This is a genomic window from Pseudomonas sp. ES3-33 (assembly GCF_000952175.1).
Classification (GTDB): domain Bacteria; phylum Pseudomonadota; class Gammaproteobacteria; order Pseudomonadales; family Pseudomonadaceae; genus Aquipseudomonas; species Aquipseudomonas gregormendelii.
This window is the reverse complement of sequence record NZ_JZRI01000087.1, coordinates 1-14018: the sequence shown is the minus strand read 5'-3', so window position 1 is coordinate 14018 and position 14018 is coordinate 1. Positions and strand designations below refer to the sequence as shown.

Below are 14018 nucleotides of genomic sequence, written 5' to 3'. Positions count from 1 at the left end.
TGCCTGAGCTGACGACGGGTGACGCTGCGGTCTGACCCGCCCAGGGATGGAATTCACCGCGTAGCGCCCGCTGGATCAGGCCCATCAGGTAGGCGGTGGGTTTGCGGATGCCACCGGCCGCGCAACGGGCCCCCGCCTCGTTCAATACTGCCTGGCGATCACTGGGCTCCAGTTTGTTCAGCGCAATGACGGCTGCCTGTTGCTCCTCTGGGCGCAGATGCAACGCAGCGGGCCACTGCAAGCTTGGCTTTTCCATACCGGAGCTCACGTGCTGTACAGTACTCATACATGCTTTTAATACAGTACAGGCAGCGTTCGGATTCCGAACGCTGCCATGAATGCTGGGTTCTAGACCTGGTTCGGACTCCGAACTGGGGGTTGCACGAATCCGAACGGCGGTGATTTCACCCAGTTCGGATTCGTGCAGGGGGGCATCGGGAGTGGGTGTCTCCAAGGCGTACTCTGCCAAGCGCTCACCCAAGACATCCAGTCGGGTGGGCAGCCGGCGCTGATCAATATCGGTATCCCGTTGAACCTCCTCCAGGACGTGCTGCGCAACGATACGGACGTTCTTGGCGGCATGACCGAGGCAATGCCCGACCAGCTCTAAATAGTCCGGATCCAGTTCCATGGCTTCGGCTGTGGTCAGTGGCTCGTCGTGCAGCACATACAGCGAACCTTGCAGGCGCCCCGTGGTGGGATTGCGCCCACGTGCTACCAGGCTGAGCCAGCGGGTGAGCCTGAGCACAGTGAGTACGCGGGCGATGGTCTCGCGAGAGGCCACAGGGCCATAGGGAACGGTCGACAAATAAGGTTGTAGATCTTGGTAGCGGGGTGTGGCCAAGCCCCGACCGTCCAATAACAAGCGAAACACCTGCCAGGCATTGCGCTCGAGCGGCGTCAAGCGACTGTCCAGCAGCAGGCGACGTGGCACAGTATCGAGGGATTGGCCGCTGTACAGAAATCCGGCCTGCAGGCCGTAGACGGAAGGTTTGGGGGACGGAGGACGGGTAGGCCACTGATCTTCTAACTGTCGGGTGCACTGTTGCAGCACCCGTTGCCAACGGGAGGTCGCCATCGCATTCACGGCTGAGGGCTGTGTTGCGCGATTTGCTGCCAGACCATCACCAGGCTGATCTGTTGTTCTTCGGCCAACATCATCATCGCGTCGAGTTGATCCTCGGCACCTTCTTGCTCACGCAACTGGCACCAGCGCCGCCAGAGCGCATGCTCTTGCGCTTCGCTCAGGTGATGAGGACGGCCCTTACGGGTTTCGATCTTCAGCAGTCGGCGACGCATGGCGGTTTCCGAATGGGCCAAGCCGAAGCACTGGTACATGATGGTACTGCTGGCGCCGAGTTTGAGGGCCCGGTTGATCAGCCGTTCGTTCTGTTCGTCGCGATCGGCTTGCTCAATCAGGCGCCGCAGCACCGGTGAATCAATGCGGATTTCGACCCAGGACACGCTGGCATGGGCCAGGCGCGACAAGGTGGTGGGCGGTAAGGATTGCAGCAGGGTGAGATCGTCTTCGCCCAAGCCTAATGCCTTGCAGCGCTGCCAGTTACCCTGACGCAGCTCATGCAGCACTTGGGTTAGCATGGCCTGATTGAGCAGGTTGAAGGACAGGCTCATGACAGCGCCTCCGGTGGGGCGAGCGAAGGCTCAAGCGTATGATCGATCAAGCGTCGAGCCAGGCGGATAAGCCGAAAGAGCTGGATCAACTGCTCATCTGGCAGACGCTCCAAGCCCACGTTCAGGGCGGGGCGTTCATTCAATGGGATCTGGTAGACGCCAGCTAGCAGCTGGCCGAACAGGGCCGCGGGCAGTTGTTGGCGATCCTCCCAATGGACCTCGTCATGTGCCCGCAGCAGGGCGGTCAGCAGCAACTGCATACCCGTGGAGCGGGGCGAGCTCTGCACAAGCGGCTCCATCCGTAGGGTATAGCCGAGCCCGTCCAGCTGCTCGACCACGCTGTCGGCCTGTCCGGCGTAACTCGCCAGGTACCGTGCCAAAATAAAAATAGCGGAGCGCAGCTGCTCGGGGGTGTCGTGTGCGGGCTCAATGTGCCAGAGGTCGCCCACTGTGTGAAACCCATTCGTCTGGGCCCGCGTGGGGCCGACGGCAGGTTCCTCAACGTCTGACAGTGACTCGTTCATGGTTTCGCGGGCAATCAGATCGCGAATGTGCTGTACCCGTGAAAGGGGACTGGGTGGCGCCGCTAGCAGGTTATCTATCTGCGCAGACGAGGAGGGGCAAGATTCAAGAGCGGATGGGGCTGACCCGGTTGGGCTCGAAGGGTGACCGATTTCGGGCAATGGGCTTATAACGATGTCTGGTTGCGGCTGGGGGCGTTGGCCGGCGGTCAGCTCCAACGCCAACATGCGATAGGACTGTCCGAGCACTTGGCTCATTCGTTCAAGGAGTTCATCCTGAACGCGCTCGACGTCAAAGTCCTCCGGCTCTGCATCAAAGCTGGCCAATGTGTCGAGCCAGAACTCGTTGAAGGCATAGGCGTTCGACGGGTAGCGGTTCCAGGTCTGCTCGGCCTGGCTACGCAAGCCCATCAGGCGCTCGACCTGAGGTTTTCCCAAGCCGGCATAGAGCACTTGCGGAATGGACGGCAGCAGGTGCTCCAGAGTGCCGAGCATCCGGCTGAGGTGTGCTTGTGAGATCGGATAACCACCGCCTGCTAGACGGGTGGCCAGCTCGCGTTGGGACAGAGAGGGACCCCCCTGTTCAAACATAACCTTAAGTTTGGCGACCGCTAGTGCCCGCTCGATGAAGGTGAGCTGACCGTGCAGATCACTTTCGGCCAAGTGGCCGAGCAGGGCGCTGACTTCATGGGTCCAGGGTTTGAACAGGCAGTGAATGCGAAAGAAACGTTCATCACGGGTTTCTTGCCACAGCTCACCCAGTATCGCCAGACGGGTATTACCACCGTTGCGGATGATGAAGGATGCATCACCGGGACGTCGGGTAATCGGGGGGGGCTGATCCAAACCACGCTCGCGGATCGAGGCCTTGAGCTCGTCGTACAGGGGGTTACGGAGAAAGCGCGGGTTGTGTTCATACGGTCGCAGCTGCTCTAGGGTCACCAGCATGGGCGTATCGACGAGAGGGTCGGCGATTTGATCCACCTCAAGGCGGTGCCCGAAGTGGCCGGTCATCAGCTTGCCGCTGATGTCCTCCTGAGTCGGCTTTTTCATTCGGCAAGCCTCACGCGTGGGGGTGATCCAAGTCATTACCGACGTGGAACCGGACGATTTCGACTGTCCCCGCGCTTTCAACGTACTGGGACAACTCGACCAGCAACTCACTCCTGCTCGGACGCCCGCCTCGCAGACGAAACACCACGGTGCAGTATTCTTCGTCCAGAACATCCAGCAGAGCATGTCGGGTCGGTAAGCCGGTTGGCTCAAGGGCTTGCCGCATCAGGAGGCTCCTTGCCAAGCGCTGTTGGCATGCAGGGAAGTAAAGCGGGTTTGCTCGGCGATGAACAAGACCCGCAGGAAGCCGGTCGGACCATTACGGTGCTTACCGATGATCAGTTCGGCGGTGCCGCGATCGGCGGTCTCGGGGTGGTACACCTCATCGCGGTAGACGAATAGGATCAGGTCGGCATCCTGCTCGATGGCACCCGATTCGCGCAGGTCAGCCAGTACCGGGCGCTTGTTACTGCGTTGCTCCAGTGAACGGTTGAGTTGGGAGAGGGCAATGACCGGGCAATTCAGCTCCTTGGCCAGTGCCTTGAGGCCCGCGGTGATCTCAGCGATTTCCAGATTGCGGGTCTCGCGGCCCGGGGCTCGCATCAGTTGCAGGTAATCGACCATGACCAAGGCCGGTGCGCCAAAGCGGCGAGCCGCGCGCCGGGCACGGGAGCGCAATGCCATGCAGGTCAGGGCCGGGCTGTCATCGATGATCAAGCGTTCCCCGTAGCCCTGTAGTTTGGCCGCGGCGGCCGTCAGGTGTGGCCAATCGTTGTCGCTCAGTTGGCCTTTCATGAGATTGGCCAGTGAGAGATGACCCAGAATGGCCAGCAGCCGATACACCAGCGCCCGTGCAGGCATTTCTAGGCTGTAGATCTGTACTGAAGCGCAGGGGCGAGCGGCGAGGGCGGTTTCGACAAAGTTCAGCACCAGACTGGTTTTACCCATCGACGGTCGTGCTGCGACCACCACCAGGTCGGCTGGCTGAAAGCCGGCGATCTTGAGGTCCAGCTCGACCAGGCCGCTGGGGACACCGGTGGTGATCTCGCCACTGTTAAAGTGCTGGTCGATCTCCTCGATCACACCCAGCAGGCAGTGATTTAGGTCGACGAATTCTTGCCGTTGTTGCGCCTGGCCCAGGGCGAACAACCGTTGCTCAAACAGCTCCTGGACCAATTGGCTGCTGGCTTGGGGTTCAGCGGCTTCGCGGCTGCAAGCGAACCCGAGCTGGATCAGTCGACGCAGGTGGGCCCGTTCGCGAACAATCTCAGCGTAGGTCTTGATGTTGGCCACTGAGGGGATGTTTTTGGCCAGTTCTCCCAAGTAGGCCAGTCCACCCCATTCGGGCTGGTCGGTGAGTTGTTCGGCCAGGGTCACCACGTCGAAGGGCTTATCCTTCTGCGCGAGGGCCTCAATGGCCTTAAAAATTGCCCGATGCTCGGAGCGAAAAAAGTCCTCGGCGATCAGCCGATCGGCCAGTAAGTCCCAGGTGCTATTGTCCAGCATCAGCCCGCCGAGGACACTTTGCTCCGCTTCGAGTGAGTAGGGTGGTGTCAGGTTGTCGATGTGCATCATGGCTTCTCCGCACTGGTGCCGACCCTCGAGATGGCGGCCTGCCATTCGGGGAACAGTTCAATGGCCAGGGCTTGCAGGGTTTGCAGAGCGGAGGGCGAGCGTCGACCGCTCGGGCTATGTGTGTCCACCCGGTGAACCGGAAGGCCCAACGAAGCGGCATTGACGTAGGCCACCCGATTGGGGATCACGGTGTTCAGCACGGCAATTGAGCTGGCGGCTGGGAAGCTGTCGCGCAATCCGCGCACGATCATCCGTGCATCCAGCCTGACCAAGTCCACCTGGTTCAACAGCAGGCGCAATGGCGGCACGGCAATCCCCAGGTGGCGAAAGGGCTCCAGATCGCCGAGGAGTTTTAGTGTGCCGCGGTTCAGTTCACGTGCGGCGAGCATTTCCGGGTTGATCGGGGAGAGCACCAGGTCAGAGGCGAGGATCGCCATCTCCAACAGCACGCTCCGCGCGCCCTGCGTGTCAATCAGCAGCAGATCATACTGATCGCGAAAGCCATCCAGCAGGTGTCGTAGGCGCAGGCGGCCATCTGGGGCATGCAGTAATAGCGTGTTGAGTTGCCCCCGATGGTCGTTGGAAAGAATCAGGTCGAGGTTATCCAGTCTGGTGTGGGAAACGATCTGTGGGGGATCGGTCAGGCTGAGTGCGATCAGCTCATAGGCGCCCGCCGGGGCGACATGCTCCAGCGGGTAATAACTGGACAGCGTGGGCTGGCTGTCCAGATCCAGCAACAGCACGCGCAGACTGGCATCGGCCAGGAGACCACCGAGATTGGCGGTCACCGTGGTCTTGCCAACACCCCCCTTGGTGGAAATCACCGACACCACGCGCATGCTCATTGCTCCTGCGGCGTCAGCCGTTCGGTAATCCAGCGCTCGATCTCCACCGAGTCCCAGCCCACTGCGCGTAGACCAATGCGTTTGGCTTGAGGGAAGCGGCCCTCCTTCATCAGGTTGTAGATGTGCGCCCGTTTAAACCCGGTTTTGCGTTCCACTTCATCGCGACGCATGATGTGGCGTTCGGCCGGTGGTTGATGACTGTCAGCGTGTGGGATGGATGAACTGGACATGCTGGTCACTCCTGGCGCCGCTTGGCGCGTGATGGGATGTGACCTGAATTGAATAGCAGAAAAGCGAGAGTGTCATTGCACTGCAATGGAGGGCATTGCAGTGCAATGCTGTTTCGCTCAAGTGGTTTTTTTGAGGGCGCGATTGGCTGCGGCGAATTTTGCGTCCAGCGTTCGTTTGCTAAGACCGGGAATGTCTTTAAAACGCGCGGTTATGGCATCGACGATCGCGGCTTGATTTTCGAGCACGGACATGGGTTTGCCGGCAGGTGACACGTCCAGGATGGTGTAGTTCAGAGCGCCAATGATCTGCAGGAGGGTGTGTTCGCTGCGCTCGCTGAGTTGCCCTTGCGACTTCACTAACGCGTTAAGGCTTTGCTGTTCAAGTCCCAGTGCTTGAAGGTCAGCCGTAACATCTTGAATCTGGCGTTGCAGGGTATTGCATTCTTGCATAGCAGCATCACGCTCTGCCTGGAGGGAAAGGTAAGCCAGCGGGCTGATGTGTTCATGTGTGTCATTGATGGACTCGAACAAAAAGCCCGGTCGCTGATCGGGGTAGTGACGTTGCATCCAGAAACGTAAGTCAGAATGGCGCACGGTTAACGCAATCGACTCCAACGGAGTTCCCGGCGGCACTGAAACACCGAAGTGACCATAGACCAACTCCCCATTACGCATCGCATCGTAAAGTCGTTCAAGATTGGCCTGAAGGCAGGGCCATTGAGGGAATAAGGTCCCTAGCCGCTCCGGGCAGTGCCATGCGGCTTGTAATATTTTTGCCTCGTAACGTACAAGGTTGCACCATCGCAAGGCGGCATCGATCGGTCGATAGAAGATTTTAGCCTGCGGATTGAAATTGTCGGCGTACATGTGCGGACGGACCTCCATTTCTGATGGATAGGCCTCCCGCGGAACATCCCTGCACCGCCCACCTGCTGGGAAACTGCTGGGAGTGGTTGCTTAATCGGATTTTAAATTCGGTGAGGCCATTCCATTTGTCTACGACCCTACGTGGCTAGCTTTGATCTTCGTCCAACGTTTTCCTGGGGTCTCACTGCAGGTCTCTGCGTTGCCCAATCGGGTCCGGAAAGGTAGATGTTTATCCTCTCGATGCCATGGCATCAACTGTGACGATAGCCGGTTTCAGGCTGAGTTCAATCTATCGGCCGCGGTCCATAGGGATCGACGCTTCAGAGCGTTATAGCGAAATGGTAAACGGACACCGGGGGGGCGGTCATCTTGGCATCGATACTGAGCCGGGGCTGGTGTCGTTTAAATACGTTGGCCATTACCCAGTCACAGAAGTGCTTGAAGACCGTACTCCATTTCCCGAAGTGAGATGGCAGATCGCGCCAAGGGTTGCCGGTGCGGGCAATCCACAGCATCGCCTCGATAAAGCACCGATTATCGGTACCGCGGCGCCTAGGGTCGCTTAGCTTGCCTACGCAGTGTGGTTCCATCTTCGCCCACTGGGCGTCTGAGCAAAGCCGCAATCACACTGCTTTAAAAGGCTGTAATTAGCGCCTCGGCCTGCTGCTTCGGGCGATCTGCTTGTGCGCCAGGCATGGCGCGTTGCGCGTTAGCTCAATCAGTTTGGCTGTGGTGGCCACGCTGGTGACTTGGAGGTGAAAGTCCTTTACACACCCGGCAAGGGGAGTGTTAGCCAGAGATAAGGGGGGCGCGGGCGACTGCGAATTTGAAGGAAGCCCGAGGCAACGTATGTCAGCCCATCTCCTGCAGCCACGGACGATAAGCGGGGAGAGGATGCTTGCCCTAATGTATCCGGGCTCATGTTTGGACGGTTGCGCTGCCCGGGCTTTGATGAGTAATCGCTTTCTGTCTGTCGTTAAAAATGCTGCAGCCTCGAAAGCTGTTTTGCCTCTCAGGTTCTCAGTCAGGATCTGAGCTGTTTATCGTCATCAACGCTGTCGTCGCCAAATGCTGGCCCGACGAACAGGAGGCGGATGAGGCGGCGCAGCGGCGTAAGACGGTCAAAATCGTCAAAGTCCAATACTTCCATGGAGCGCTACGACGTATATCCGACAGGCATAAGCAGGAAGGTCGCGCGAATTACCCTCAGAGATCTACATGTTTGCCAGCGTGCTACCGAGCGTCGAGAGGCGACGGGATGAACGAGCAAATGTCATGTATTGACGCCCGCGGTTTATCAAGCGGTCGGTTCGTTAGGTTTTGAAGGCAAAGACTTCGGCCATGAATCCGGACTTTGTTTGGCCCACGGTCGCTGTCCCTGATGGAGTTTTCAGGTCGGCTCCTCTATCAGCAGAGTGCATTTTGAATGCTCTGACTTCGAAGGGTCTTGCCAGCCACGGTTTGACCTGTTTTGCCATCACTTTTGAACGGTTGTGTTGGCAACGAGTCTATGATCGGGACAACAATTGCTCGTTAATTAGCATTTGATCTCGTCCACGCGACACTAGCCAGCGATGGAAGTCGCGGCAATGGGCCTTGTCGAAAGCATCTTTAGCACCCACCAAGAAATACGGCGAGGGTAATGGAAGTCCCCGCGCGAAAGGCATGATCAAACGCTCGTCCGCCAGCGAATTGGCAATCATCGAGCATTGCGCCAATACCACTCCCTGTCCCGACACAGCAGCCTGAATGGCCATCGATGACAATGAGTAGACCCGATAACCATCGCGTAATTGCGAATGGTCTACGTGTTGCGCGTCGAACCAGTCACGCCATGAGGGGGGGGATGCGAACTTCGGTAACCAGTCAATCGACAACAGCGGATAATTCAGCAAATCCGCCGGGCTGTGCAACGGTGCATCGCCGCGTAAAAGCTTTGGGCTACAGACTGGAACCACGCAATCGCGAAACAACTCTACAGCGTTTTCAGTCAATGCATAGTGCCCATAGGTCACCCGGAAATCGATTTCATAGCCATCGGAGGCCGGTTCCGTATGACTTCCGTCTAGAAATAGATTGAGGTCCGGGTGCTCACTCTGCCATGCGTAAATCAGCGGTGCCAGCCAGTCCGAAAACAACGATGGCAAGGCACTGATGCGCAAGTTGCTAGCGTTCTTCGTACGCTCGACTTCGACCTGAGCGATACGGAGGCTTTCGAATGCCGCAGCGCAACTGTCGTGGTAGCGCTGCCCCGCGGCGGTTAGGCGAATACGCTTACCGACCTTGAAGGTTAGGCTCAAACCCAGGCTGTCTTCCAGCAGTTTCATTTGCTGGCTTACCGCACCTGCCGAGATGCCTAAGCGCCTAGCGGCTTCGACAATTCCACCAAAACGTCCGACGGCGTCAAAAACCTGAAGAGCACGCAGAGAAGGCAAGTTATCCATCAGCATTTCCACAAAAGAATTTTCAGATTGATGCTTTAGCTCAGGTGCATAAAGTAACTGTTTTTAACATTTCTATGAAAGTAATTACCATCTTCTGGTGTAGATGGACAAGGCTTGACCGTAGAAATGACCTACGTGAAAAAAGAAATACGAGAGCCGTAGCTAGGTTGTCGTTCACGTGCTTGCTCACGGACGCAAGCTGATGTCCAAATGAAATGTGGAAGGTATCGATGGGAATAAATCTCCCGCCACCGCTACGATACGTAACAAAATCACAGTCTTGCTAACCATTCGCCCCGCCCCCCCTTTCAGTCAACATTGTCCAAAAATCGTAGCCCCGCGTGATCCTTTGCAAGATTGGCCTGTATATTGCCTGTCATGTATATACAGGTAATTTCATTTAATGACGTGTCTGTATGCAGTTCATCCAATAGACAAAGGAAAAACAAGAATGAAAAAGTTTGTCCTAGCCATGGTAATTGCACTCGCTTCTACCTGCGCCCTTGCCAGGGACTTGAGTGTCATTCGATTTGGTGTAGACCCGACCTTCGCTCCCTTTGAATCAAAAAATCCGGATGGCCAGTTGGTGGGCTTCGACATCGACCTCGGCAACGCCATTTGCGCCCAGCTCAAGGTCAAGTGTGTTTGGTACGAAACCGCTTTTGACAGCATCATCCCAGCGCTCCGGGCGAAGAAATTCGATGCGGTCCTTTCAGCTATGACTGTCAACGAAAAGCGCAAGGAGAATGTCGCGTTCACGGATCGGCTCTACAACTCGCCCAATCGGCTGATCGCGAAAAAGGACAGCGGCCTGCTGCCCACCGTCGAGTCGCTCAAGGGCAAGCGTGTCGGCATTGCCCAAGGCACCACCCAGGAAGCTTATGCCAAGGCCGTCTGGGCACCACAAGGGGTCATTCTGGTGTCTTACACAAATCAGGATGTGTTGTACCCGGACCTGATCAGTGGCCGTATCGATGCCACTCTGACGGATGCAGCCGTGGCCGATATCGGCTTTTTGCAGACATCTAATGGCACCGGCTTCGCCTTCGCCGGCGATGCCGTCACAGATGAAAAGTTGCTCGGCGAGGGGATCGCGATCGGTCTGCGCAAGGACGACCCGGAGTTGATGCAGGCGATCAATGGCGCGCTGGCAGAAATGCACAAGAACGGCACCTACGACGCGATTCAGAAAAAGTATTTCACCTTCGATATCTATAACTGATACCCGATGCCTGACTAGCTCTGATCACCAGCGTATCGGTGATCACGAGCCTGGTCGTGCCCAAAGGTTATTTCCGAACATTCAGCCCCCTGAATGGACGGTCTTCAGACCTCCATTGCCAAAGGAGAGACAGAACATGCTTTTACAGGGCTATGGTTCGCTCATTCTCGAAGGTACGTTTGCGACCATCAAGCTAGCACTACTCTCGATGTTGTTGGCCGTTGTGCTTGGCCTGATCGGCGCGTCGGCCAAGCTTTCAAAGCATCGGCTGTTGCGTTATCTGGCAGCCAGCTACACCACACTGATTCGCAGCGTCCCGGATCTACTGATCATGCTGCTGTTGTTTTTTAGCCTGCAGATCTGGCTCAACAACTTCACCGAATGGCTGAAACTCGAGCAAATCGATATCAATCCTCTGGCTGCCGGGGTGTTCACCCTTGGCTTCATCTATGGCGCCTATTTCACTGAGACCTTCCGCGGCGCGTTTCAGTCGGTCCCGGCCGGTCAACTCGAGGCCGCCATTGCCTATGGCATGAATCCCCGGCAAGTGTTTATGCGGGTGCTGTTTCCACAAATGATGCGCTTTGCGCTGCCAGGTATTGGCAATAATTGGCAGGTGCTGATCAAGGCCACCGCACTGGTTTCAATTATCGGTCTGATCGACATCGTCAAAGTTACTCAGGATGCCGGCAAGCATTCGATGCAATTGTTCTTCTTCAGCATCATCGGCGCACTCATTTATCTGGCAATTACCACCCTGTCCAATGGCGTCCTGATATGGCTGGAACGCCGATACGCCATCGGCGTCAGAGGAGCGCAGCTATGAACTCAATCGTGCAGGAATATTGGCAAGCCTATCTCTGGTTCGATGGTTACCAACTGTCCGGCGTGGCCATGACCTTGTGGCTGCTGGTCGTCTCCATCGCCATCGGCGGTTTGCTTTCGGTGCCGATGGCGGTCGCCCGAGTCTCGAGGAACCCATTGATCCGCGGTCCGGTATGGTTCTACACCTATGTGTTCCGTGGTACTCCGCTGTATATCCAGCTGCTGATTCTTTACACCGGGATCTACAGCCTGGAAATGGTCCGCAGCCAGCCGGTGCTTGATGCATTCTTCCGCCAAGGGATCAACTGTACGCTGTTGGCCTTCGCGCTCAACACCTGCGCCTACACCACGGAGGTCTTTGCCGGAGCGATCCGGGCGACGCCTTACGGCGAAATCGAAGCCGGGCGCGCCTATGGCATGTCCAAATTAACCTTGTATCTGCGGATCATTCTGCCCTCAGCGCTGCGGCGCTCACTGCCTTACTACAGCAATGAAGTGATCCTGATGTTGCACTCAACTACTCTCGCCTTCACCGCCACGGTACCTGATCTGCTCAAGGTCGCCCGCGATGTAAACTCGGCGACCTATTCCTCATTCGAGGCCTTTGGCATCGCCGCGGTGTTGTATGCCTTGATGGTGTTTGCCCTGATCTGGCTGTTTCGGCGCTGCGAAATGCGCTGGTTAGCCTACCTCAAGCCACAGACTCATTGACTGGCCGTATTTAGAGAGCATCGAATATGTACAAACTAAGCGTAGATGAACTGCACAAGAGCTACGGCGCCCATCAAGTCCTGAAGGGCGTGTCACTCAACGCCAAGGCCGGTGATGTCATCAGTATCATTGGTTCCAGCGGATCGGGCAAAAGTACCTTTCTTCGGTGCATCAACTTCCTCGAACAACCCTGTGCCGGGCGCATTAGCGTGAACAACGAGGAAATCCGCACAAAAAAAGATATCAACGGCGCCTTGCAGGTGGCTGACCCATGCCAACTGCAAAAAATGCGCACCAAACTGTCGATGGTGTTCCAGCATTTTAACCTGTGGCAACACATGACGGTCTTGGAAAATATCATTGAAGCACCTGTTCACGTCCTTGGGATCAAACGCAAGGAAGCCGAGCAGCGAGCGCGCAAGTACCTGGCTAAGGTAGGTTTGGAGTCTAGTGTGGAAACCAAATACCCATCCCACCTCTCAGGTGGCCAGCAGCAGCGTGTGGCGATTGCCCGGGCACTGGCGATGGAGCCTGAAGTTATGCTGTTCGACGAGCCGACCTCGGCACTCGACCCGGAGCTGGTCGGTGAAGTGTTGAAGGTGATGCAGGCTCTGGCCGAGGAAGGCCGGACCATGGTCGTGGTCACCCACGAAATGGGCTTTGCGCGCAACGTCTCGAACCACGTCATGTTCCTGCATCAAGGCCGCGTTGAGGAACAAGGCCACCCCAGCGAGGTGTTGGTCAACCCGCAAAGCGAGCGTTTGACGCAGTTCCTCTCTGGCCGTTTGAAGTAATTCGGCGAGCGCCCCTAACTTTGTGCCGGGCGACTCCTGAAAGCCCGGTACCTGTTGATCAAAATGAGGCAATCATGAACCCAGGCTTTCCAACGCACCCCAGTTTTGCCAGTCAACGTGAACGGTTTTTAACGGCGGCCATAGCCGCAGGCGCGAGCCTGAGCGAGTACCCTCACCCCTTGCGCGGGCCTTTTGACGAGCATCTGAGCACCGATGTCGCCTGGCTCGGTGATCCAAAGGCCAAGCGAGTGCTGGTCTGCCTCAGTGGCACCCACGGGGTTGAGGGTTTCTATGGCTCGGACTGCCAGATCCAATGGCTGCAAACCTTCACCGAGAGAAACCTACCCGCCGACGTCGCGGTGCTGATGATTCACCTGATCAATCCCTGGGGCACGGCCTGGATCCGCCGCGTCAACGAAGATAACATCGACCTCAATCGCAACTATCTGGACTTCACTCAAACTTTGCCGGACAACCAGGGCTACGAGGCCCAGCATGAGATCTATACCTGTCCACAGCTGAAGGGGGCGATACGCGAACGCGCTGATGCCTTGCTCAACGAGCGTGTACGTGCGGAGGGCTGGTCAGTCGTGATGTCAATTGTCGAGGCTGGCCAGTACTGTCATCCCAATGGTCTGTTCTACGGTGGCCAGGCACCAGCTTGGTCAAACAAGACTTTACGCAGCATCCTGAAAAAGCACCTGGCGCACACTCAGGTCGCCATGTGCTTTGACCTACACACCGGCGCCGGGGACTACGGCCACCCAATGCTGATGAGCATTGCCCAATCGGCTTACCCGGCGCTGAACACTGCTCAGGCGCTATACGGTCCGTGGCTCTACACGCTGCTCACTGGTGCCGATAGCCAGAGTTCTACCGGGGTGGCCGCGACAGCCACTGGCTACACCTCGCAGGCCCTGCTCGATGCGCTGCCACAGGTGCACCTGATGCCGTTCGTAATCGAATGCGGCACTTATCCCGGGGAGCAGATTCATACTGTTTTGCGCAACGATCAGTGGCTGCACCTATACGGCGACCTGACCGACCCGCTGGCCAGGCAAATTAAGTTGGAGTTGCTCGAACAGTTCTATCCGGCTGACAGTGACTGGCGGGAGCTGGTCTGGCTGCGCACTCGACAAATCTGGGAGGGGGCCCTGGCGGCGGTTGCTCAGATTAAGCTTCCACCCCCCCTCTAACACCCCCCCCCAGCTCATCGCAGTCGCGGGTTGCGATTAAACCTATCCCCCAATTCAAGGCTGCCCTGCGCGGTCTTGAATGCTTTCCGCGGCACCATTGGCG

16 protein-coding genes are annotated in these 14018 nt (G+C 57.3%); 5 read left to right on the top strand and 11 right to left on the bottom strand.

Annotated features, from left to right (window positions below):
* From UB23_RS29790 to UB23_RS16520, 11 genes are all read right to left on the bottom strand, one after another.
* Positions 1–1087: STY4528 family pathogenicity island replication protein (locus UB23_RS29790; RefSeq protein ID WP_045060383.1), on the bottom strand; the 1087-nt coding region annotated here is incomplete at its 3' end.
* Positions 1084–1632: a DUF2857 domain-containing protein gene (locus UB23_RS16555; protein WP_045060381.1), complete on the bottom strand. Its 549-nt coding sequence runs from the start codon at positions 1630–1632 to the stop codon at positions 1084–1086. The genes UB23_RS16555 and UB23_RS29790, both read right to left, overlap by 4 nt.
* A complete protein-coding gene (locus tag UB23_RS16550) occupies positions 1629–3206 on the bottom strand; it encodes a ParB family protein (RefSeq protein WP_045060380.1) in 1578 nt (525 codons plus the stop codon). The genes UB23_RS16555 and UB23_RS16550 overlap by 4 nt, the downstream gene beginning before the upstream one ends.
* Before the next feature lie 10 nt (positions 3207–3216).
* Positions 3217–3432 carry a hypothetical protein gene (locus tag UB23_RS16545; protein WP_045060379.1) on the bottom strand — a complete coding sequence of 72 codons (216 nt, stop codon included), beginning with the start codon at positions 3430–3432 and terminating at the stop codon, positions 3217–3219.
* Positions 3432–4781: a replicative DNA helicase gene (dnaB, locus tag UB23_RS16540; protein ID WP_082069193.1), complete on the bottom strand. Its 1350-nt coding sequence runs from the start codon at positions 4779–4781 to the stop codon at positions 3432–3434. The genes UB23_RS16545 and dnaB overlap by 1 nt, the downstream gene beginning before the upstream one ends.
* Positions 4778–5620 carry a ParA family protein gene (locus UB23_RS16535; protein ID WP_045060378.1) on the bottom strand — a complete coding sequence of 281 codons (843 nt, stop codon included), beginning with the start codon at positions 5618–5620 and terminating at the stop codon, positions 4778–4780. Before UB23_RS16535 ends, dnaB begins: the two co-directional genes overlap by 4 nt.
* A 2-nt stretch (positions 5621–5622) precedes the next feature.
* Entirely contained in the window at positions 5623–5856 is a 234-nt protein-coding gene (locus tag UB23_RS16530; RefSeq protein ID WP_045060377.1) for an AlpA family transcriptional regulator, read from the bottom strand.
* Positions 5857–5973: 117 nt separating this feature from the next.
* Positions 5974–6723, bottom strand: a complete 750-nt coding sequence (locus tag UB23_RS16525; protein ID WP_045060376.1) for a hypothetical protein — start codon at positions 6721–6723, stop codon at positions 5974–5976.
* A 320-nt stretch (positions 6724–7043) separates the two neighbouring features.
* Complete coding sequence (locus UB23_RS30515; RefSeq protein WP_269082901.1) at positions 7044–7346, bottom strand: transposase; 303 nt, start codon at positions 7344–7346, stop codon at positions 7044–7046.
* Between the two features lie 401 nt (positions 7347–7747).
* Complete coding sequence (locus tag UB23_RS30510; protein WP_269082900.1) at positions 7748–7873, bottom strand: hypothetical protein; 126 nt, start codon at positions 7871–7873, stop codon at positions 7748–7750.
* A gap of 358 nt (positions 7874–8231) precedes the next feature.
* Positions 8232–9167: a LysR substrate-binding domain-containing protein gene (locus UB23_RS16520; protein WP_045060375.1), complete on the bottom strand. Its 936-nt coding sequence runs from the start codon at positions 9165–9167 to the stop codon at positions 8232–8234.
* Between the two features lie 451 nt (positions 9168–9618).
* On the opposite strand from UB23_RS16520, the gene UB23_RS16515 reads away from it, so the two are divergent.
* The 5 genes from UB23_RS16515 (at position 9619) to UB23_RS16495 (ending at position 13915) form a co-directional block, all read left to right on the top strand.
* Positions 9619–10389, top strand: a complete 771-nt coding sequence (locus UB23_RS16515) for an ABC transporter substrate-binding protein (RefSeq protein WP_045060374.1) — start codon at positions 9619–9621, stop codon at positions 10387–10389.
* A 136-nt stretch (positions 10390–10525) separates the two neighbouring features.
* Positions 10526–11215 (top strand): ABC transporter permease, encoded by a 690-nt coding sequence (locus UB23_RS16510; RefSeq protein WP_045060373.1) that lies wholly within the window; start codon positions 10526–10528, stop codon positions 11213–11215.
* Positions 11212–11925 (top strand): ABC transporter permease, encoded by a 714-nt coding sequence (locus UB23_RS16505; RefSeq protein ID WP_045060372.1) that lies wholly within the window; start codon positions 11212–11214, stop codon positions 11923–11925. Before UB23_RS16510 ends, UB23_RS16505 begins: the two co-directional genes overlap by 4 nt.
* A 26-nt stretch (positions 11926–11951) precedes the next feature.
* Positions 11952–12719 (top strand): ABC transporter ATP-binding protein, encoded by a 768-nt coding sequence (locus UB23_RS16500; RefSeq protein WP_045060371.1) that lies wholly within the window; start codon positions 11952–11954, stop codon positions 12717–12719.
* A 74-nt stretch (positions 12720–12793) separates the two neighbouring features.
* Positions 12794–13915 (top strand): DUF2817 domain-containing protein, encoded by a 1122-nt coding sequence (locus UB23_RS16495; RefSeq protein WP_045060370.1) that lies wholly within the window; start codon positions 12794–12796, stop codon positions 13913–13915.
* Positions 13916–14018 lie beyond the last annotated feature (103 nt).

What these genes read in the sequence shown, in the direction of transcription:
- UB23_RS16555 (WP_045060381.1), bottom strand. Translation starts at nt 1,632, where the DNA reads ATGAGCCTGTCCTTCAACCTGCTCAATCAGGCCATGCTAACCCAAGTG.
- UB23_RS16550 (WP_045060380.1), bottom strand. Translation starts at nt 3,206, where the DNA reads ATGAAAAAGCCGACTCAGGAGGACATCAGCGGCAAGCTGATGACCGGC.
- UB23_RS16545 (WP_045060379.1), bottom strand. Translation starts at nt 3,432, where the DNA reads ATGCGGCAAGCCCTTGAGCCAACCGGCTTACCGACCCGACATGCTCTG.
- dnaB (WP_082069193.1), bottom strand. Translation starts at nt 4,781, where the DNA reads ATGATGCACATCGACAACCTGACACCACCCTACTCACTCGAAGCGGAG.
- UB23_RS16535 (WP_045060378.1), bottom strand. Translation starts at nt 5,620, where the DNA reads ATGCGCGTGGTGTCGGTGATTTCCACCAAGGGGGGTGTTGGCAAGACC.
- UB23_RS16530 (WP_045060377.1), bottom strand. Translation starts at nt 5,856, where the DNA reads ATGTCCAGTTCATCCATCCCACACGCTGACAGTCATCAACCACCGGCC.
- UB23_RS16525 (WP_045060376.1), bottom strand. Translation starts at nt 6,723, where the DNA reads ATGTACGCCGACAATTTCAATCCGCAGGCTAAAATCTTCTATCGACCG.
- UB23_RS30510 (WP_269082900.1), bottom strand. Translation starts at nt 7,873, where the DNA reads ATGGAAGTATTGGACTTTGACGATTTTGACCGTCTTACGCCGCTGCGC.
- UB23_RS16520 (WP_045060375.1), bottom strand. Translation starts at nt 9,167, where the DNA reads ATGGATAACTTGCCTTCTCTGCGTGCTCTTCAGGTTTTTGACGCCGTC.
- UB23_RS16515 (WP_045060374.1), top strand. Translation starts at nt 9,619, where the DNA reads ATGAAAAAGTTTGTCCTAGCCATGGTAATTGCACTCGCTTCTACCTGC.
- UB23_RS16510 (WP_045060373.1), top strand. Translation starts at nt 10,526, where the DNA reads ATGCTTTTACAGGGCTATGGTTCGCTCATTCTCGAAGGTACGTTTGCG.
- UB23_RS16505 (WP_045060372.1), top strand. Translation starts at nt 11,212, where the DNA reads ATGAACTCAATCGTGCAGGAATATTGGCAAGCCTATCTCTGGTTCGAT.
- UB23_RS16500 (WP_045060371.1), top strand. Translation starts at nt 11,952, where the DNA reads ATGTACAAACTAAGCGTAGATGAACTGCACAAGAGCTACGGCGCCCAT.
- UB23_RS16495 (WP_045060370.1), top strand. Translation starts at nt 12,794, where the DNA reads ATGAACCCAGGCTTTCCAACGCACCCCAGTTTTGCCAGTCAACGTGAA.